The following is a 19,543-nucleotide window of genomic DNA, read 5'->3' on the forward strand; positions in this document are numbered from 1 at the left end:
GAAAGCAGATGGAAAGGGTTAGGCCGCGCGGCTGCGCCGGCGCGCAACGCGCCCCGATTATCCTCATTCCATCGTGACGTGGCGATGGGCGCGCGCGCCCAAGGAGCGCCTAAGATAAGGGGATGACCGCCACCGCCCTGCTCTGCCGCCATCCCGCGAACACGGCCGGCCGCGACTTCGTCGTCGGCGACCTGCACGGCTGCGTCGACGTGCTGCGCGCGCTGCTGCACGACGTCCGCTTCGATCCGGCCCGCGACCGGCTGTTCTCGGTCGGCGATCTCGTCGACCGCGGCCCGGCCTCCGACACCGCGCTCGACCTGCTCGACCGGCCGTGGTGCCACGTCGTGCGCGGCAATCACGAGGAAGTGCTGAGCCTCGTCGCGCGCGGCAAGCTGCCGCCCGACGCATGGCGCGGAATCGGCGGCGACTGGGGCGCCGACCTGCCGCCGGAACGGCTGCGCGCGCATGCGGCGCGCGTCGACGCACTGCCGCTCGTGCGCGTGATCGGCGACGGCCCCGCGCGCTTCAACGTGCTGCATGCGGAATTCTTCGGCTCGGACGCGGATCTCGATACCGGCAGCTATCCGCACGACGTGCGCGAGCGGCTGATCTGGGGCCGCGATCTCGTCCAGGGGCTCGCCGATCCGGCGCTGCAGGCCGGGCTGTCGCTGACCTGCACCGGACACACGCCGGTGCGTGAGCCGCGGCGGATCGGCGCGCAATGGTTCATCGACACGGGTGCGTTCGCGCCGGCCGGGCGGCTCACGCTCGCCGAGCCGCGCACCGGCCGCACGTGGTCGATGACGCAGGCCGAAGCGCGCGAGCGCCACGCGGGCGACTGGGCGCTGCCTTGACGCGCCGACCAAGCGAACGCTAGCCGACCTGATTCAGTTCGAACACCGCATCGACGGCCGAGCCGTTCCAGTTGTATTCGAGATAAGCCGCATGCTGGCAGTCGCGCAGCAGCGTCGTGCGGAACGCGGCCAGACACTCGCCGCGCGGATCGCGCACCGACGGATAGACGATCCCCGCGCCGCCGGCATGGCGCACCGCGCGGCCGAACGCCTGCCCCGCGCCGTAGTCGACCGGGTCCAGCAACGCGGGGTCGCGCAGCGGCCACGTGCGCACGTCGGCGACGTCGCCATGCGCGAACACGGTATAGAGCCGCATCTGCTGGCGCATCGGCGGCTCCTTCGTCGCGGCGAGGAACAGCCCGCTGTGATAGCGCGTTTCGGCGATTGCCGTGTCGCGCGAGCGCGTGCAGTAGAACACGCCGTAGCTGCCGTCCGAAAAACGGCTGCCCAGCGGATTCAGGTGCGTGAACGCGGCCATGATCGGCCCCCAGCCCTGCCCGTAGCGGCGCTCGGCGGGCGGCACGAGGTCGAGCGTGCCGACTTCGTTGCGGATGCGGTCGTTGGTCAGCGATTCGAGTGCGTAGAGCGCGTCGAAATCGTCCGCCGACGCGACGCGGTCGAACAGGTTGATGGCCGGAAAACGGGTGGGAATCACGCGATAGGCTGGCGCCCAGTCGACGGTGGTCATGGGCCACCGGGTGACTTCGATCGGTGTCGTCACGCCCAGCCACCCCGCATCGCGTCGAGATATTGCCGGACGGCCACCAGATCGCCGACGTTGCCGGCCAGCATCCGGTCGAGCGCGCGCTTGCCGCCGAACGGCGCCGCGTCGTTGGGTCGCTTGACCCATGCATCAGCCGCGGCCGGCTGCGGCAGCAGGATCTGCAACGCCTTGTAGATGCCGAGCAACAGCGATAGCCGCTCGAGCGTATCGCGCGGCAGGCGGGCCGATTCCGGCGCGGCCTTCCACTTGAAGAAGGTCGAGCGGCCGGGCGACCCGAGCAGCACGATCTGCTCGTCGATCGTCAGTTCCCAGTCGCGCGCGATATTGAAAAACGCGCGCAGGCCGGCGGCCGACATCTGCGCGACCGAAGCGTGCGGCACGGCGGAATGCGACTCGTACGCGGGCTGTGACATGATCGTTAGTCTCGAAACGAATTTACTAACAAGATTAGTCCATTCTCGTATTTTTGCAAGGGTCGCACCCATCGATCGTCACACCGACCCGCTCAATCGATATTTTTTGTCCATTCTGGACTCTTATTTTATTTTCTGCGTTAATGGCCGTGCGGACACCGCGTCACGGCGCGGGTCGTGTCCGTGGAAACCGTGTCGCCCAGAACCCGGATGCACCACGCCAAGGAACGCACCATGAAGAGACTGATTGCCGCCGTTTCGATCGCCCTGCTCGCGGTATCCGCAGGCCCCGCCGTCGCGAAGGACTGGACCACGATCCGCTTAGGCACCGACGCCAGCTACGCGCCGTTCGAGTCGAAGGCGCCGGACGGCAAGCTCGTCGGCTTCGACATCGATCTCGGCAACGAGATCTGCGCGCGCCTGAAAGCGAAATGCGTGTGGCTCGAGAACGATTTCGACGGGATGATTCCGGCGCTGAAAGCGAAGAAGTTCGACGCGGTGCTGTCGTCGATGTCGATCACGCCGCAGCGCGCGCAGCAGATCGGCTTCACGACGAAGATCTACAACCAGCCGACGCGGCTCGTCGTGAAGAAGGGCTCGTCGCTGCTGCCGACCGCCGAATCGCTGAAGGGCAAATCGATCGGCGTCGAGCAAGGCACGACGCAGGAGACGTATGCGAAGGCGTACTGGGGCAAGCAAGGCGCGAACGTCGTGTCGTACCAGAACCAGGACGGCGTGTATGCCGACCTGATCGCCGGGCGCCTCGACGCGGCGCTCCAGGATGAAGTGCAGGCCGCGATCGGATTCCTGAAATCGCCGCGCGGCGCGAACTACACGTTCGTCGGGCCCGAGCTCGTCGACGAAAAGGTGCTCGGCATCGGCGCCGGCATCGGCCTGCGCCAGGAGGACACCGACCTGAAGGCGAAGATCGACCGCGCGATCGCCGACATGGTCAAGGACGGCACCTACAAGCGGCTCGCGTCGAAGTACTTCGACTTCGACATCTACGGCGGTTGAAAAACGGCGTCGCGCGCGTACGGATACTGCTTCCGTCGCGCGCGTCCGACCGCCCCTCCCCTTCAACCGGATGGCAACGGCGGCGCGTGGTTCGCCGTTGCATCGAATGCCTGTCTTCCTGCATCGCGCGCAGCACGATGCGTCGACCATCGTTCGGACAACGGATCAATCGTTCGCGGAAATGATGGCCGTGCGAACGAACGTCGTGCCGCTCGCGTCAATAGGCGAAGATCGGACGTCGCGGTATCGGCGCCCGTGTGCACATGCCCATGCGGATCGGATTCGCGTGCAGGAAAGTGCCGACCCGGCGCGGATGACCGGCAAGCAGCCGGATCCGCCTCGCACCGGGCGCGGAGAGATGGCCTGTCGACGCATGCCGGTCGGCCGCAAGCGCGACGTTCGAGCGGCGATGTCCCGAATCACTGCGATCGCGGCCTGCGGACCGCGGCGTGTGATGATCGATCATTTTTCTACCCCGTTTGCTGTCTGATGTTTGTTCCGGCAACCGGACGATGCCGATGCCCCGGCGATCGGGCGACGACGTTTCCTGCTCGCCGTGACGCGGCCCGCTGCACCGCGCCCGGCCGCCGCATCCCCGCGGACTGCATCCTGGCCGGTAGCGGCGGCTTTCGCTGCCGGACCGGACGGATCTCGCGTCGTCGACTCTCGCATGACCTTCTTCGCAAGGAGCGGGCCAGCGCCGCGCGAGCCCTGCCGGACAAGGCGGTGACCGAACCGGCCGGCGGCCGGAACGGGCGTGGAATGCCGGAAGTTACGAAACTGAAACATCGGCGCCGCGGCACGCGCCGGCCGCGCAACGGCGGGGCCTTGCGGAATAAGGCTGAACAATGGAGCGCGGAATTTTTACCGGCGGCGGGCTGGCCGATCGGCCCGGTTCGCCGCGGAAATTCGCGTGGCGGTCAACGCGAAATGTTTCATGCGCTTTACATGCCCGGCGGCGGCAAGACGCACCGCCCGTCGCTGCCGCACGCTGGACGCGGCGGCCGATCGCATGGCTATACTGCGACACCGCTTCACGCGACCTCACGCGATTTCACGCAACCTCGCGCAACCGCCCGCCCACGATGATCCGTACCTTCCATGCCGCCGAGCGCGCGAGACTGATCCGCTTCGGCGTGTCGGGCCTGGGCTCGACCGCGCTGCATGCGCTGATCGCCGCCGCGATGTTCGCGCTGTTCGACGCGACGCCCGTCATCGCGAACGCGACCGCGTTCGTCTGTTCGACCGCGTTCTCGTATCTCGCCAACACGCTGTGGAGTTTTTCGTCGCCGGTGACGTGGGGCAACTTCGTGCGCTTTCTCGCGGTCGCGACGGCCGGCCTCGCCGCGACGATGCTGCTGGCGCGCGGCACCGACGCGCTCGGGCTCGCCCGCGCATGGAGCATCGTCGCGGTCGTGCTGTGCGTGCCGCCCGTCACGTTCGTGCTGCACCGGCTGTGGACCTATCGGTGAGCCGCGCCGCACGCATCGCGCGCGCCGCTCATCCGACCCGCTGATGCCCCGCGTCGTCCGACGGCGCGCCGTCGTGCCCGCCGCTGTCGCCATTCCCGCCGTTGCCGCCGGTGTTGTCGTGATCGTTCAGCCCGTGCTCGATCATCATCCGGTAGAGCGTCACGCGTGAAATGCCGAGTTCGGCGGCGGCCTTGTTGATCCGGTGGTCGTTGCGCAGCAGCGCGTTCTCGATCGCGGTGCGCTCGGCCAGCGACCGCGCCTGTTCGAGCGTCACCGGTTCGGTTTCCCCGGGCGTCTCGAGCCCGAGATCGTGCGGCGTCAGCAGCCGGCTCTCGGCCATCACGATTGCGCGCCGCACGCGGTTGATCAGTTCACGCACGTTGCCGGGCCATTCGTAGCGCCGCATCGCGTCGAGCGCGGCCGACGTGAAGCCGCTGATCTTGCGGCCGCTGTCGGCCTTGAATTTCTGCAGCACGTAGTGCGCGAGGATGTCGATGTCCTTGCCGCGCGCGCGCAGCGGCGGCTCGTGGATGCGCAGCACGCACAGCCGGTGATAGAGATCCGCGCGGAAGCGCCCTGCCTCGACCGCGCCGTCGAGATCGACGTGCGTGGCCGAGATGATCCGCACGTCGACCGCGATCGATTCCTGCCCGCCGAGCCGCTCGATCTTGCCTTCCTGCAGGAAGCGCAGCAGGCTCGCCTGGCTTTCGACCGGCATGTCGCCGATCTCGTCGAGAAACAGCGTGCCGCCGTTCGCCGATTCGATCCGGCCCGCGCGCCGCTGGTTCGCGCCGGTGAACGCGCCGCGTTCATAGCCGAACAGCTCCGACTGCAGCAGGTGATGCGGAATCGCGCCGCAATTGATCGCGACGAACGGCCCCTTGCCGCGGCCGGAGCGCTCGTGAATCGCGAGCGCCGTCAGTTCCTTGCCGGTGCCCGATTCGCCCGAGATGAACACGCTCGCGTCGGTCTTCGCGACCTTGCGGATCGTGCTGAACAACTGCTGCATCGCCTCGCAGTTGCCGATCATCCCGTGTTCGCCGATCGACGCCGCATAGGCGGCGCCGTCGACGCGATCGAGCGCGGCCATCCCGCGCGCATGGCCGAGCACGTGCGAAATCCATTCGTACGGCAGCGGCAGCGTCACGTAATCGAAACAATAGCTGCGGATCAGCTCGCGCACGGCGGGGCCGATCGTGATGCCGGCCTGCGCGATGGAAATCCAGCCGATCGCCGGCTGGCTCAGGCACATCTTCAGCGCGGGATAGTCGCGCGACGTGAACCCGGTGAAATCGACCAGCCCGGCGGCCACGCTCACGCCGGAGGTCATGTTCTGCGCGGCGCCGGCCGTCTTCGCGACCGCGATCTCCCAGCCGAGCCCGCGCAGTTGTGCGAGCAACGGCTCGTCGGGCGTGCGCATGATCACGAACAGCTTGCGTCCGGCCTCGGGAGCGGTGACGGACACGTCCGTCATCTCGGGCGCCGCCTGCCCGTTTGCGTCGGGTGACCTTGCAACCATCGTTGTTCCCCGCTTGGCGTTGGTATCGCGCGCCGGCTCACCGCCGCGTACGACGGACACGATCGAACCGACATATTGGCCGTATTTCCGTCCGAATAAAATCCCCCTGCGCATGAATCGCGCCGGCGGTCGACGTTGCCATGAACGGTATATCGATGCGGCCGGCCTGCGGCTGGATGGGTGTTATCCCGGAGGCGGGCACGGCGTGCGAGTGGAAAGGGCCGGCGCCGTGCGCGCACAGCCGCGCCGGTGCTGGCGCGCGGCGATTGCGCGCGACGCGGCGCACGTCTGATCGGCGTGCCGGCGCATGCGTGCGCAACCGGTGGGCCGGGCAGGCGGGCGCCCGGGCAACCGGTTCCGGTTGATTTGTGTCAATCGTCGGAAGCGGTCAGATGATGCACGCACGCAACATGCGCGGCGCGCCGCCGTGCGGCGGTGGCCCGGTCAGCGGCCCGACGCGAGCGGCGCCGGCGCGTTCGCGCGGCCGCGGCCGGCCGGCGTGCCGCCGTGTTGGCCGTAGCGGGCGGCCAGCGCGTCGACCCGCGCGAGATGGTGGCGATTGTCGTGATCCCACGGATGGAAGCCCGGCCGGAAAAAGCTCAGCCATTCGCCGGCGATGCGCGGGAACAGCCCGCGGCGCGGCGCGTACAGGAACGCGATCACCCGCAGCAGGCCGCGCACGTGATGGCCGGCGCCGCGATCGCGCCACAGCAGCGTCACATGGATCAGGAACACGGTCGGCCAGAACGTCAGCGTCGTCAGCAGATACACGCCGATGCGGATCAGGTAACGGCGCAGCCCCGGCTTCATCGCGGCATTCCATACGTCGAACGACACGGCCTTGTGCTCGGTTTCCTCCAGCGCGTGCCACAGCCACATCTGCCGGTAGCCTTCGACCGAACCGGCCAGGCGCGTCGGGTCGCTCAACAGCCAGTCGGCGAGCATCGCCGTATAGTGCTCGGCCGCCACCGTGTGCGCGAGCTGCATCGAATGCGGCAGCTTGCGCTTCAGGTAGCCGAGCACCGTCCACACGCGCTTGTCGAGCTTGCGCGCGGGCAGCCGGTTCGCCTGCATCAGTTCGTTGTATTCGACGTGCTCGCGCGTGTGCATCGCCTCCTGGCCGATGAAGCCGAGCACCTGCTGCTTCAGCACCGGATCGTCGATCCGGTCGCGGTAGTGGCGCACCGAATCCATGAAGAAACGCTCGCCGGCCGGAAACAGCAGCGATAGCGCGTTGAAGAAATGGGTCACGTGAGACCCGAGGCCATGCCAGTCCTTCGCGCGTTCGACCGGCAGGTCGAAGCGCAGGTCGCGACGCATCGGCATGATGCCGGCTGCGGTGGCGGAAGCGGCTGACTTCATGTTCATCGTTCTCCTGTTGCGGAGCGGCCCGGCGCATCGTCCGACGCAGCCGGCGCAAGCCCGGGCGGCACATCGCGCGCCGCCAAATCCTGACATCGACAGATGTAAAGATAGGCCGCGCGCGCCGGCCCGCGCAAGCCGCGCGGTAGATGCGCGCTTCCAAACACGGCACGGTCGGAAAGGCGGAAAAAACGGCGCGCGAGCGGCGCGTGGACAGGTCGCGATTCGAACGCGCGGGTTGGCGTACGGGTGACGCGCCGGAACCGGTTCGGCGCCGCGCCGCCCGCCCGCAAGCCTCGTGTGGCGGGCGTGTCGTGCAATCCGGCAACGGTCGTGCAGTCTGCGGCAACGCGTGCCGGCGCGTCGATTCATACACTCGGCGCACTCGCGTGGTGCAACCTCGGCCCCGCGACGCGCGAAAAATTCAAACGCGCGTTCCAATGGCGTGTCGGGCGATCCCGCGCGCGGCGCTCCGCCACGCTTGCCGCCACGCTTGCCGACACGCGGACGGCAGCGCGAAATCCGCACGCGCCGGCCCGCTGCGCGCTCGCCTACAATAGCGGTTTTACATCACGCTCTTTCAGGAGAAATCATGTCCGTCATCACGACCGAATCGGGCCTCAAGTACGAAGACCTGACCGAAGGCACCGGCGCGGAAGCGCAAGCCGGCAAGACCGTCAGCGTCCACTACACGGGCTGGCTGACCGATGGTCAGAAATTCGATTCGAGCAAGGATCGTAACGACCCGTTCGCGTTCGTGCTGGGCGGCGGCATGGTCATCAAGGGCTGGGACGAAGGCGTGCAAGGGATGAAGGTCGGCGGCGTGCGTCGCCTGACGATTCCGCCGCAACTCGGCTACGGCCCGCGCGGCGCAGGCGGCGTGATTCCGCCGAACGCGACGCTCGTGTTCGAAGTCGAACTGCTCGACGTCTGACCCCGCATCCGGCCGCTTCCTTCCGATGGAACGCATCGCCTCCCCCGCCATCGCGCTGCGCCGCTACGCCACGTGCGAAGCGTCGGACGTGCACGACTTCCACCAGGTCGTGCTCGGCGTCGATGGCGCGATGGTGATGGCGGTGGACGGGGTCGGCCGGCGCATCGACCGGCACGCGGCCTGGCTGATTCCGGCCGGCGCGCGCCACGACTACGCGGGCCTCGGCGACAATCGCCAGCTCGTGATCGACCTGCCCGCCGCATCGCTCGCGGTGCCGCAGCGGCTGTTCGACCATGCGCGCGCCGTGTCGATCGACCCGGCGCTCACGTCGCTCGTCGCGCAGGTCGCGGCCGTCGCCGTGCAGCACGATGCGCCGGCCGGCGACGCACGGCAGGCGGCCGCGCACCGTTTCCAGTGGCAGGCCGCCGCACGCCTGTGCGATGCGCTGCTCGACGATGCCGGCATTGCCGCGCCCGCGTCGGGCCTCGATTTCGCGCGCATCGACCGCTGGCTGCGCGCGCGGCTCGCCGATCCGCTGCGCATCGCCGATCTCGCCGCGCACTGCGGCTACGGGATGCGCCGGTTTCATCAACTGTTCGTCGACGCGTTCGGCGAAACGCCGCATCGCTACCTGCAGCGGCTGCGGCTCGACGCAGCGGTCGTGCTGCTCGCCGACGGCCGGCATTCGCTCGTCGACATCGCGGGCAGCGTCGGTTTCGCCGATCAAAGCACGTTCACGCATGCGTTCACGAAGCGCTTCGGCGTCGCGCCGGGACGCTGGCGCGGCGGACGGCAATGAACGGCCCAGCGACACCGGTTTTCCCGCGATAGCGGATGCGGCGCTCGCTCGCGCCGTGGCATCACGGCCGAATGAGCTTCGACAGCCGCTGTCCGTTCCGTGCGAGGCCGTACCGCGCATAAACGCGCTGCGCGTCCAGCCGATGGTGGCCGCGCATCGCGCTCACCGACGCGTCGTGCCCGCTTCGTCACCGATCTTCTTCACGATAGTCTCGGCCGCCTTCACCGGCCGGCCGTCGTCGTGCCGCAGCGCGAGCTTGCGGATCGCGCGCCCGGTGCCGCGGTCGACCAGCACCGAATGCGGCTCGCCGCGCGCGAACAGGTTGGCCTCGCCCCACTGCCGCAGCATCACGACGACCGGAAACAGCCCCTCGCCCTTTTTGGTCAGCACGTATTCCTGATACGCGGTGCCGTCGGAGGCCGGCACGACGTCGAACACGCCGGCGTCCACCAGCCGTTTCAGCCGGTCGGACAGGATGTTGCTCGCGACGCCGAGGCTCGCGCGAAAATCGCCGAAGCGGCGCACGCCGTCGAACGCATCGCGCACGATCAGCAACGCCCAGCGATCGCCGACGATATCGGTCGCGCGCGCCACCGGGCACGGCGAATCCGCAAGACTTTTCTGCCTGGCCATCTTCCTCTCCGCAATCGCGCCGGCCGCCTTCGCGGGCATGCCGGCCATCCGTGCGCGGGCCTTTGGCCCGTCACCCAACAGGTTGCATTTTAAAACCACTTTCCCTACACTCCAAACAAGTTTCAAATTGCAACTACATTGCGTGAGGCAACCATGGAGTCATCCTGCCGTTCCGGCACCGTTGCATCGAACGCGCGAACCGATGCGGTCCATCCGGCCGACGGCGGCCGCCTGTCGTCGGCGCGCGTCGCGCTGCTGGCCGTCTGCTGCGCGGCGAGCGTCGCGAACGTCTACTACGCGCAGCCGCTGCTCGATTCGATCGCGCGGGATTTCGGCGTGTCGCAGGCCGCCGTCGGCGGCGTCGTCACCGCGACGCAGCTCGGCTGCGCGCTCGCGCTGCTGTTCGTCGTGCCGCTCGGCGACTTGCTGAACCGCAAGCGCCTGATCTCCGTGCAGCTTGTGCTGCTGAGCGCGGCTTGCATCGGCGTGGCTGCCGCGTCGACACGCGTCGCGCTGCTGGCCGGGATGGTCGCGGTCGGATTGCTCGGCACCGCGATGACGCAAGGGCTGATCGCGTGCGCGGCCGCGCTCGCCGGCGCAGGCGAACGCGGCCGCGTGGTGGGTGCCGCGCAGGGCGGCGTCGTGGTCGGGCTACTGGTCGCGCGCTCGGTGGCGGGCGTCGTCACCGACATCGCCGGGTGGCGGGCCGTCTATCTGGTATCGGGTGCGCTCGCGATCGCGATGCTCGTCGTGCTGTCGCGGCTGTTGCCGGATCGGCACGCACCGCGCGAACGCATCGGTTACGCGGCGCTGCTGCGCTCGATGGTGGCGCTGCTGCGCGACGAACGCGTGCTGCGCGTGCGCGGTGCGATCGCGCTGCTGATGTTCGCGGCGTTCAGCATCTTCTGGAGCGCGCTCGTGCTGCCGCTGAGCGCGCCGCCGCACGCGATGTCGCACACGCAGATCGGCGCGTTCGGCCTCGTCGGCGCGCTGGGCGCGGCAGCCGCCGCGCGCGCGGGCCGGCTCGCGGATCGCGGGCGCGGCGAAGCGACGACCGGCGCCGCACTCGCGCTGCTCGCGTGCGCGTGGCTGCCGCTCGCATTCGGCACTACGTCGATTGCGCCGCTGATCGTCGGCATCGTGCTGCTCGACGTCGGCGGACAGGCCGTGCACGTCGTCAACCAGAGCATGATTCTCGGCACGCGGCCGGACGCGCATGCGCGTCTCGTCGGCTGTTACATGCTGTTTTATTCGGCCGGCAGCGGGCTCGGTGCGATCGCGGCGACGATGATGTATGCGCGCGCCGGATGGACAGGCGTGTGCGTGCTCGGCGCGGGGGTGAGCGTGGCCGCGCTTGGCGCATGGGCCGCGACGCTGCGGCGCGCATGATGCGCGCCGGTCGTGCGGATGGAATGGGAAAAGCCGGCCCGCCCCAGACGGGCGGCCGGCATGCGAACCGGCCGCGCACGCGCGCCGGTCGGGCTTTCGGTCGCGCTGCGGCTCCGCTGCGCGCCGCGAGCGTTCAGCCTGCCGCCTGAATCGCCTCTTCGTACACGCCAGCCACGCGTCGCGCGATCACCGCGTTGTCGAAATGATCGCGCGCATAGCGCTTGCACGCGGTCTCGTCGGGCAACGCGATCGCGCCCGACAGCGCACCGCCGAGCCCTTCGGCGATCGCATCGGCGCCCGTCGACGGCAGCACGAGATCGTTCGACAACCCGGCGACCGCCTCCGGCAGCCCGCCGACCGGCGTCACCAGCACCGGCGTGCCGGATGCCAGCGATTCGACGGTGATCAACCCGAAGCCCTCGAGCGCGACCGTCGGCACGACGCTGACTGTCGCCGCGCGGTACAGCGCCGCGAGATGATGATCGGGCACGAAGCCGAGCAGCTTCACGTTGTCCTGCAGCCCCGCTTCGTCGATGCGCTGCTGCAGTTCCTCGCCGATCTTGCCCTTGCCGGCGATCAGCAGCAGCACGTCCGGGTGACGGCGCTTGACGATGCCGATCGCGTCGATCAGGTCCTCCAGCCCCATGCGCCGCACGAGCCGGCGCACGGCGAGCACGATCGGCCGGTCCTGCGGCAGTTGCAGCTTGTGCCGCGCCTCGGCGGGCGTGAGCGGCGTGTCGAACTGCGCGGTATCGACGCAGCCGGGAATCACGCGCACCCGCGACGGATCGATCCCGTAGCGGTGCGTCAGGATCTGGCCGAACGCCTGCGACAGCACGATCAGCCGCGACGAGCGCGTATAGACGGCCTGTTCGAGATAGCGCTTCGCGCGCTGCCCGAGCGACGCGGCGCCCTCGACCTGGCTTTCGTCGGCCCACGGCCCCTGGAAGTGCGACACCTGCGGAATCCCGCGCGTCACGTCGAGGCCCGGGAACGTGTACAGCGCAAAGTGCGACGAAATCACGTCCGGCCGCTCGCTGCGGATCTCGTCGCGCAGCGCACGCCGCGCGGCGAGCATCCGGCGCGCGAGCGGCTGCGACGCGGGCCCGAAGCCCTGGATCGCGCCGCCCGTGTCGTCGGCGACCTTCGGCGAGCCGGCGACGAGCCCGCGCACCTCGACGCCCGCGCCGGGCAGCGCGCCGACGAGCGAGTAGTACATCCGGTCGAGGCCGCCCGCGCGTTCGGGGAACCAGTGCATGCCGATCTGCAACGATTTGATCGGCCGGGAAGAGTGGGACATCACGGTTGCTCCTGCGTGATTGCATGCTCGACCCGCTCGAACGCGGACGGCTGCGTGGGTTGGCCGATGCGCCGGTAAAGCGCGACGTACTGGGCGCCCATGTGCGCCCAGCCGAAACGGGTCATCAGTTCGCGGGCCGCGTCGCCCATCGCGCGACAGGTGTCGCGCGACGCCGCGAGCGCGCCGATCGCCTGCGCGAGCGCGGCCGGGTCGTCCGGATCCTCCAGCACGATCCCGCATTCGCGCGTGATGATTTCCGCGCCGCCCGCCGTGCGCGCGGTGACGACCGGCAGACCGGCCGCCATCGCCTCCAGCAGCGACAGGCTCATCGCTTCGTAGCGCGACGGAAAAACGTACGCGTCGACCGAGCGCATCAGCGTCGGCATGTTCTTCACGAGCCCGAGGAAATGCACGCGCGAATCGATGCCGAGCGCGCGCGCTTCTTCCGGATACGGGCTGCCAGGCAGATAGCCTGCCACCGCCAGATGCACGTTCGCGGGCAGCTTCGTCAGTGCCTTCAGCACGGTGCCGAGGTTCTTGCGCGGCGTGCGCAGATCGCCGACGAACAGCAGCAGGAATGCGTCGTCCGGCAACTTGAACGCCGCACGGTCGGCCTGCGCGCCCGCGAACGCGCTGCCGTCGACGCCGTTGTAGATCACGCTGATCTTGCGGCTGTCGATGCCGAGCCCGGCGATCTCGTCGGCCACTTTTTGCGACACCGCCGTGATCGCGCGCGAACGCTTGTACGCCCAGCGCTCGAGCACGGTATTCACGCGCGTATAGACGTACTGGTAGGCCGACCACAGCCCCTTGGTCGGCCCGAACGGATAGTACGGACTCTTGAACCAGCCGCCGTGCACGAAGTGCGCGGTATTCACGTCGGCCTTGATCCACGAGATGAAGCCGTTCACGTGCAGCACGTCGTATTCGCCACGGTGCGCGCGCAGCCACGCCGCGCTTTTCAGCGCGAACACCTGCTGCTTGACGAGATTCGACGGCCAGAAGCCGCCGACCTTCACCGGCACCCAGCGCACGCGCGGATCGGCCAGCAGCTCGGGCGCGACATGCGACGCGACCAGCGTGACCTCGTAGTGTTCGGCCAGCGCCGCGCGCGCGATTTCGTAATTGACGCGGCCCTGCCCGTCGTTATGTCGCACGACGTGCGTGACGATCGCGATTCTCAATGGTCGCCTCCCCGTGAACGCGCGGCGGCCAGCAGGCGTTGCGCCTTCTGCCAGTGCGCCGCGGCAAGTATCGAAAAAATGGCTGTGAACATCAGCAGGCCGCCGGTGCCGATCAGCGAGTTCGTGAACACGAGCATCGCGAAGGTCGACAGGCACAGGCTCAGGCACGCGCCGACGAATTTGTCCTGGCGCAGCTTGAACGCCGCGCGCAACGTGCGGCCGAACAGCATCACGACCCCGGCGAGATACAGCAGCGTGCCGGGCCAGCCGAGCACGAACGGCACGTTCATCACGCCGCTGTCGAAGCTGCCGTACTTGCCGAGCTCGCCGCTGTCGCTCGACAGCTTCGTGGACGCGCCGGTCGCGCCCATCCCTTCGCCGGCGACGTCGGTGAACGCCGTCTGCGCGAAGGTCGCGTAGAACTTGTTGCGGTCGTCGTAGCTGCGGTCGTCCTTCAGGTTCGTGATCGACTGCAGGCGCGCGCCGAGCCGGTCGGCCACCGGCCCGACGGTCAAGAGCGGCACGCACAGCCCGACCAGCACGACGCCGCTGATCAGGATCCGCATCCGCACGCGGTTGCTCGATTGCACGAGCTGGATCGCGAGCGCGATCACCCAGCCGCCCCAGGTCGAGCGCACGAGACACAGCGCGAACGACACGAAACCGGCCGCGCCCGCGAACCAGCGGATCTTCTGCGGCGCGACCAGCACGAACACCAGCGCGCCCATCATCGCGAACGCGAACGGCCCGGACGAATTCATCGTGCTGAACACGCGCACGCCGTACGGCACCGGCTCGCCCTGCGAGCCCATCTGCGAGCCGACCATCCACAGCACGTCCCACTGCGGCATCACGAAGTACTGCACGACGCCGTACACGCCCATCACGAGCATGCCCCACATGAAGGTGGACAGCAGCACGTCGCGATACTCCGGATAGTTGCGCGCGTTCACCATGATGTGAAAGCCGATCAGGATCGGGTACAGCCAGTTCGCGAGGTCGTAGGTTGCGGCCATCACGCCGCTCGACACGATCCCGACCAGGTACGCATACACGAGCCCGAACAGGATCAGCAGTACCGGAATCCCGCGTCGCTGCGCGAGCACGCGGTAATGCCGGATGAGCCCCAGGCCGGCGATCATCGTCACCGCGAGCGGCGCGACCTGGATCAGGCTCGTCGGCGTGAACGCGCCCTTCGACCAGTCGGCCAGGCGCCGCACTTCCGGGCTCAGGAACCACACCCACCACATGAAGCCGACATAGCGCGCCGGGCTCTTGAAATACAGCCAGATGCCGACGCCGATGGCCAGCACCGGGAACGCGAGCGTCAGCACCTTGCCCTGGTGGATCGCGATCAGCGCGGCGGTCAACGTCCACAGCCCGGCCTGCCCGGCCCAGTGCTTCGGCTCGGCGAACCAGTTGCGCGACGGCGCGCGTTCGGCGGCAATCGTACTCATCGATCCGCGCTCACTGCGACGAAGGGTGCGAATCGGCGAGCGGCATCGCGACGCCGGCCGCCGCGGGCGTTCGGCGCCGGCGCAGCATGTCGCGCGTGATCCGCACGTGCTGCTCGGCGAACGCCTGCGTGGTCAGGTCGCGCTCGCGCAGGCAGGCGGCGGCGGCCCGCGCGCAGTCGAGCGCCGCCGCCGGATCGGCGATGAAGCGATCGGCGGCCTGGCGCATCGCCTGCACGTCGAACGCCGGCACATAGGCGGCCGTATCGTGCGGGAAGTAGTCGCTCAGGCCGCCCACGTCGGAGACGATCATCGGCTTGCCGACGGCCGCCGCCTCGAGCATCACGGTGATGCCCGACGCATGGAAATTCGGCCGCAGCGGCACGACGATCACGTCGGCCCACGCGTACAGCTCGTGCTGCTTCGCGAGCCCCGACGCCGGGCCGATCTTCACGTTCGACGCATGCCATTCGCGCGGCACGCGGCGGCGCGTCGCGAGCCGCACGTCGTAGCGCGCGTCGCCGCCGAACGCGGCGAGGAACGTGCGCCAGTCGCGGTCGCGGTCGTTGCCGATCGCGGCGATCCGCAGCGGCCGGTTCGGCCGCCACTGCCGCGGCTCGACCGGCGGGAAATCCTGCGTATTCAGCCCGTAATAGACGAATTCGGCGTCGCGCCCGAGATAGCGGCGGCACAGGTCGGCGTTGTCGCGGGCGAGCGTGGTCAGCGCGTCGGCGCGCGCGAGCAGCTTGCGGTACAGCCAGCGGCGCGGGCCGCCGAAGCTGCCCCACTTGTCGAACAGCCATACGCTCTGCGCGAGCAGCAGCGGGCGCTTGCCCTGCGCGCCGGCGAGCTTGAGGATCAGCGCGGCGGCCAGATGCTCCTGCTCGGTATGCGTCCAGATCACGTCGGTCGCGAGCAGCGCCGCGCGGTTGCGCCACGCATGCACGATATCGAAGCCGAGCGCCGCCTTCAGCGCGCGGCGCGCGACGCTCACGACGCGGTTCTCGCGGCCGTCCTGCGAATAGGTCAGCCGGAATTCGTCGGATTCGGCGTGGTGATAGCCGTACAGGCAGCCGATGTCGTCGCCTTTCCGGTAGGTACGCGGATCGGCGCCGTAGAACAGATGGACGTGAACGTTCGTTGCAGCCTTCGTGGTCATGCGAGCCCTCCGGGCATGGCCGCGCGCGAGGCGCGCAGGCCGTTCAAGACGTCACCGGCGGCATCGCCGCACGATGGGGGGCAAGGTCGGTGCGACGCGCATCGCGCGCGCCGCGGCGCACCGCGCGCCAGTGCGCGAGCACGCGGGCACGCCGCGCGGTCGGCAGCGACAGCAGCACGTGCGCGAAGCCCGGATAGACGCGCGTGCCGACCAGCGTCCACCACCACCACGCGATCTCGCGCCGTACCGGCGGCAGATGCTCGCGCAGCGTCAGTTGCAGGTTGTACGCGCCGTTGCTGATCGCGTTCAGCGACGCCGCATCGCGCCGGTCGTCGTCGAAGCGCTCGGCCGGGAAATGGTCGACCGCGATCGCCGGGTCGTACAGCAGCGTCCAGCCCGCGCGCTGCACTTCCATGCTGAACGCCATGTCGTTGTGCACCTGCGCGCCGGCGCCGCGCAGCCGCGTGTCGAAGCGCAGCCGTTCGATCGCGGCGCGGCGGTAGCTCATGTTCGCGCCTTTGAGCATGTCGACGGCGCGCGCGCCGCCGACGCCGAGGTGATGGTTGCCGATGATCTTGCCCGACAGCGTGAGCTGGCCAACGAGCTCGCGCGATTCGTCGAGCAGGCGGCCCTTCTCGTGCACCCAGTCGCGCCCGCCGACCGCGCCCACGCGCGGGTCGGACAGGAACGCGGCTTCGATGCGCGCGAGCCAGTCCGCGTGCGGCGCCGCATCGTCGTCGGTGATCGCGACGATGTCGCCGTTCACCGAGTCGAGCCCCTTGTTCAGCGCGGCGACCTGGCCGGCCACCTCGACCGGCACGATGCGTAGCGGCAGCGCGCCGCCGACCGCCGGATCGGCGAGCCGTTCGTGCGTGGCGTCGTCCTCCGGGCGCGCGACGACGATCACCTCGTCGGGCAGCCGCTGCTGCCGCTGCAGCGCCAGCAGGCAGCGCGCGAGGTCGGCGGGACGCCGATAGGTCGGAACGAGCACGGAAATTTTCATCAAGGATTCTCCAGTCGGCCGGGCAGGCGCCGCTCGCGCCGGCCCGGTGTCGTGAAATGCGATCAAGCGCTCAGGTATTCGTGCACGGCCGCATAGCCGCGGCCATAGCCGCGCGCCTTCGGCGGCACGCCGTTGAAGATCCCGCCTTCCAGGTCGACCCCCGCGGTGCGCAGGCGCTTGATCGCATCGGCGATCTCGCCTTCGGTATGCATGCCCGAGCGCAGCACGAGGAACGTCGAGCCGGCCATGCGGCCGATGATGGTCGCGTCGGTCACCGCCAGCACCGGCGGCGAATCGATCAGCACGACGTCGTAGCGCTTGCCGAGCCCTTCGAGGTATTGCGGCAGGCGCGTCGACATCAGCAGCTCCGACGGGTTCGGCGGGCGCGTGCCGGCCGCGATGAACGACAGGCCCTGCACCGGCGTCTCGCGGATCGCTTCCTCGAGCGGCGACTGATCGCTCAGCAGCTCGGACAGCCCCGGCTGGACGGTCAGGCCGAAGTAGCGGTCGAGCATCCCGCGGCGCATGTCGGCGTCGATCAGCAGCACGCGCTTGCCAGAATGCGCGAGCAGCACCGCGAGGTTGACCGTCAGGAAGCTCTTGCCGATGCCCGGCGTCGGGCCGGTCAGCACGATCACGCGGTTCTTCGCGTCCATCATCGCGAACTGCATCGCGGTGCGCAGGCTGCGCATGCTTTCGACGCTCAGGTCCTTCGGACGCAGGCTCGCGAGGATCGGCCGCGCACGGCTGCCGCCCTTCTCCGCGGCCGCGTCGAGCTTCACCTGTTCGGCGCTTTGCGGCACCAGCCCATACAGCGGCAGGTTGAACGTGCGCTCGATGCGGTCGGGATCCTCGATGCCCTGGAACAGGTTGCGACGCAGGAACACGACGCCCGTGCCGAGGATCAGCCCGAGGAACACGGCGGCCGACAGGATCAGCACCTTCTTCGGCTTGACCGGCGCGCCCGGACGCAGCGCCGAATCGATGAGATGGATGTTGCCGCCCGTGCCGGCCTTCTGCACCGACAGCTCCTGCACGCGGTTCAGCAGCAGCACGTAGATGTCCTCGGCGACCTTCGCGTCGCGCTGCAGCTGGACGGCCTTCACCTCGGTCGCCGGCAGGCTGCGGAAGCGGTTGCTGAACTTGTCCTTCTCGCCCTGCAGCTCCGCGAGCTGCTGCTTCGCGGCGATCACCATCGGGTGCGAATCGGTGAAGCGCTGCGCGAGCGACGCGAGCTGCAGGCGCTGCGCGGCGATCTGCTGTTCGTACTGCACGCTGCCCTGGAGGTAGACCTTCGCCTCGTCGCTCGCGTTGATCGAGCCCGACGTGCGCTGGTATTGCGTGAGCGCGGCTTCCGCGCGTTCGAGGTCGGCCTTCAGGCGCGGCTCCTCGCCCTTCAGGAAGTCGAGCATCTTGGTCGCTTCCGCCTGCTTCGCGACCACGTGCTGGTTCAGGTACGACTGCGCGAGCGCGTTCGCGATCGCGGCGGTCTGGTCCGGGTCCTTGCCTTCCAGCGAAATCTGCACGACGCCCGTCTGCTTGCCCTGCTCGCTCACCTGGATGCCGGCCTGGAAGCCGCTGATCGCGTCGAGATCGTTGTAGCGCACCACCGTGAATTGCGTGCCGGGGCGCGCGACGAGCTTCTGCACGAGCAGCGTCACGCCGCCGCCCTGCGCCGCTTCGCCGACGCGGCCGGCCAGCAGCCGCGTGCCGTTCTCGCCGACCAGCGAATAGGTGCCGTTCGGGCCGGCCGTCAGCGTCAGCTTCTTGCCTTCGAGCGCCGGCACGACGCTGATCGAGTCGACGTCGGCGAGCTCGCCGCCCCACGCGTACGATTTCAGGCCGAGCCACGGCCGCGACGGCTCGCCCGGCGTCGCGAGGCGCGCGGCGAGGCTGCCGAGCACCGGCAGCGTCTTCGGCGCGATCGAAAAGTTCAGCTTGAACTGCTCGACGACCGGCGTGACCACGCCGCGGCTCTTGATGATCTCGATTTCCGCGTCGGTCGGCGCCTGCTGCGGGCCGCTGTTGATCGACGCGCCCGTCTGCGTCTGCGTGAGCGCCTGCGACGTATTGTCGTTGCCCTCGACCCGCACGTGCACGTCCGCCTGGTAGACCGGCTTCGCGATGAAGCAGTAGAGGCCGGCGAGCGCGATGACCGTCACCGCGATGCCGATCAGCAGCCAGATGTCGTCCATGATCACCTGGAGCAACTGGCCGAGAACGAAGTCCTCTTCCTCGGTCTTCGCGGTCAGGTCCGCGTAGGAGTGTTTCGCTTGCGTGTTCACCATTCGTTCCCACTTGAGTGGTGCCGGGGGGCGGACGCCGCC

General features: G+C 68.9%; 18 protein-coding genes. 7 read left to right on the forward strand and 11 right to left on the reverse strand.

The annotated features are described in order from the left end of the window. The first annotated feature begins 122 nt into the window (after positions 1–122). Entirely contained in the window at positions 123–854 is a 732-nt protein-coding gene (locus HWX55_RS18600) for a metallophosphoesterase (RefSeq protein ID WP_175976777.1), read from the forward strand. Between the two features lie 19 nt (positions 855–873). Here the strand turns inward: HWX55_RS18600 and HWX55_RS18605 are convergent, their stop codons facing one another. Both HWX55_RS18605 and HWX55_RS18610 read right to left on the reverse strand, forming a co-directional pair. Then, positions 874–1,542, reverse strand: a complete 669-nt coding sequence (locus HWX55_RS18605) for an RES family NAD+ phosphorylase (protein WP_175976778.1) — start codon at positions 1,540–1,542, stop codon at positions 874–876. 29 nt (positions 1,543–1,571) lie between these two features. Continuing rightward, positions 1,572–1,991 (reverse strand): MbcA/ParS/Xre antitoxin family protein, encoded by a 420-nt coding sequence (locus HWX55_RS18610; protein ID WP_050017968.1) that lies wholly within the window; start codon positions 1,989–1,991, stop codon positions 1,572–1,574. 234 nt (positions 1,992–2,225) lie between these two features. Between HWX55_RS18610 and HWX55_RS18615 the strand changes: the two genes are divergently transcribed. The 3 genes from HWX55_RS18615 (at position 2,226) to HWX55_RS18625 (ending at position 4,480) form a co-directional block, all read left to right on the forward strand. Continuing rightward, positions 2,226–3,008: an ABC transporter substrate-binding protein gene (locus HWX55_RS18615; protein ID WP_175976779.1), complete on the forward strand. Its 783-nt coding sequence runs from the start codon at positions 2,226–2,228 to the stop codon at positions 3,006–3,008. A 106-nt stretch (positions 3,009–3,114) separates the two neighbouring features. Beyond that, positions 3,115–3,498: a hypothetical protein gene (locus HWX55_RS18620; protein WP_175976780.1), complete on the forward strand. Its 384-nt coding sequence runs from the start codon at positions 3,115–3,117 to the stop codon at positions 3,496–3,498. A gap of 595 nt (positions 3,499–4,093) precedes the next feature. Continuing rightward, complete coding sequence (locus tag HWX55_RS18625) at positions 4,094–4,480, forward strand: GtrA family protein (RefSeq protein ID WP_175976781.1); 387 nt, start codon at positions 4,094–4,096, stop codon at positions 4,478–4,480. A 28-nt stretch (positions 4,481–4,508) separates the two neighbouring features. On the opposite strand, the gene HWX55_RS18630 is transcribed toward HWX55_RS18625, so the two are convergent. Both HWX55_RS18630 and HWX55_RS18635 read right to left on the reverse strand, forming a co-directional pair. Then, on the reverse strand, positions 4,509–5,999 hold the full coding sequence (locus HWX55_RS18630) for a sigma-54 dependent transcriptional regulator (protein WP_050017964.1): 1,491 nt from the start codon (positions 5,997–5,999) through the stop codon (positions 4,509–4,511). Between the two features lie 444 nt (positions 6,000–6,443). Then, a complete protein-coding gene (locus HWX55_RS18635; RefSeq protein ID WP_175976782.1) occupies positions 6,444–7,361 on the reverse strand; it encodes a metal-dependent hydrolase in 918 nt (305 codons plus the stop codon). 592 nt (positions 7,362–7,953) lie between these two features. On the opposite strand from HWX55_RS18635, the gene HWX55_RS18640 reads away from it, so the two are divergent. Beyond that, a complete protein-coding gene (locus tag HWX55_RS18640) occupies positions 7,954–8,295 on the forward strand; it encodes an FKBP-type peptidyl-prolyl cis-trans isomerase (protein WP_006479474.1) in 342 nt (113 codons plus the stop codon). Between the two features lie 25 nt (positions 8,296–8,320). Continuing rightward, positions 8,321–9,094 (forward strand): AraC family transcriptional regulator, encoded by a 774-nt coding sequence (locus HWX55_RS18645; RefSeq protein WP_175976783.1) that lies wholly within the window; start codon positions 8,321–8,323, stop codon positions 9,092–9,094. 162 nt (positions 9,095–9,256) lie between these two features. Here the strand turns inward: HWX55_RS18645 and HWX55_RS18650 are convergent, their stop codons facing one another. Next, positions 9,257–9,727 (reverse strand): helix-turn-helix domain-containing protein, encoded by a 471-nt coding sequence (locus HWX55_RS18650; protein WP_175976784.1) that lies wholly within the window; start codon positions 9,725–9,727, stop codon positions 9,257–9,259. 153 nt (positions 9,728–9,880) lie between these two features. Here HWX55_RS18650 and HWX55_RS18655 point away from each other — a divergent pair, with 153 nt between their 5' ends. Beyond that, positions 9,881–11,116, forward strand: coding sequence for an MFS transporter (locus HWX55_RS18655; RefSeq protein ID WP_175976785.1), 1,236 nt, complete (start codon positions 9,881–9,883; stop codon positions 11,114–11,116). A gap of 133 nt (positions 11,117–11,249) precedes the next feature. On the opposite strand, the gene HWX55_RS18660 is transcribed toward HWX55_RS18655, so the two are convergent. The 6 genes from HWX55_RS18660 to HWX55_RS18685 form a co-directional block, all read right to left on the reverse strand. Next, on the reverse strand, positions 11,250–12,416 hold the full coding sequence (locus tag HWX55_RS18660) for a glycosyltransferase family 4 protein (RefSeq protein ID WP_175976786.1): 1,167 nt from the start codon (positions 12,414–12,416) through the stop codon (positions 11,250–11,252). Further along, positions 12,416–13,600, reverse strand: a complete 1,185-nt coding sequence (locus HWX55_RS18665; protein WP_175976787.1) for a glycosyltransferase family 4 protein — start codon at positions 13,598–13,600, stop codon at positions 12,416–12,418. The genes HWX55_RS18660 and HWX55_RS18665 overlap by 1 nt, the downstream gene beginning before the upstream one ends. Then, positions 13,597–15,057, reverse strand: coding sequence for a glucose-6-phosphate isomerase (locus tag HWX55_RS18670; protein WP_175976788.1), 1,461 nt, complete (start codon positions 15,055–15,057; stop codon positions 13,597–13,599). The genes HWX55_RS18665 and HWX55_RS18670 overlap by 4 nt, the downstream gene beginning before the upstream one ends. A gap of 10 nt (positions 15,058–15,067) precedes the next feature. After that, on the reverse strand, positions 15,068–16,213 hold the full coding sequence (locus tag HWX55_RS18675) for a glycosyltransferase family 4 protein (RefSeq protein WP_175976789.1): 1,146 nt from the start codon (positions 16,211–16,213) through the stop codon (positions 15,068–15,070). A gap of 43 nt (positions 16,214–16,256) precedes the next feature. Beyond that, entirely contained in the window at positions 16,257–17,216 is a 960-nt protein-coding gene (locus HWX55_RS18680) for a glycosyltransferase family 2 protein (RefSeq protein WP_175976790.1), read from the reverse strand. Positions 17,217–17,278: 62 nt separating this feature from the next. After that, positions 17,279–19,504, reverse strand: coding sequence for a polysaccharide biosynthesis tyrosine autokinase (locus tag HWX55_RS18685; protein ID WP_175976791.1), 2,226 nt, complete (start codon positions 19,502–19,504; stop codon positions 17,279–17,281). Positions 19,505–19,543: the final 39 nt, after the last annotated feature.

The organism is Burkholderia sp. BCC1047 (genome assembly GCF_902833155.1).
Classification (GTDB): domain Bacteria; phylum Pseudomonadota; class Gammaproteobacteria; order Burkholderiales; family Burkholderiaceae; genus Burkholderia; species Burkholderia sola.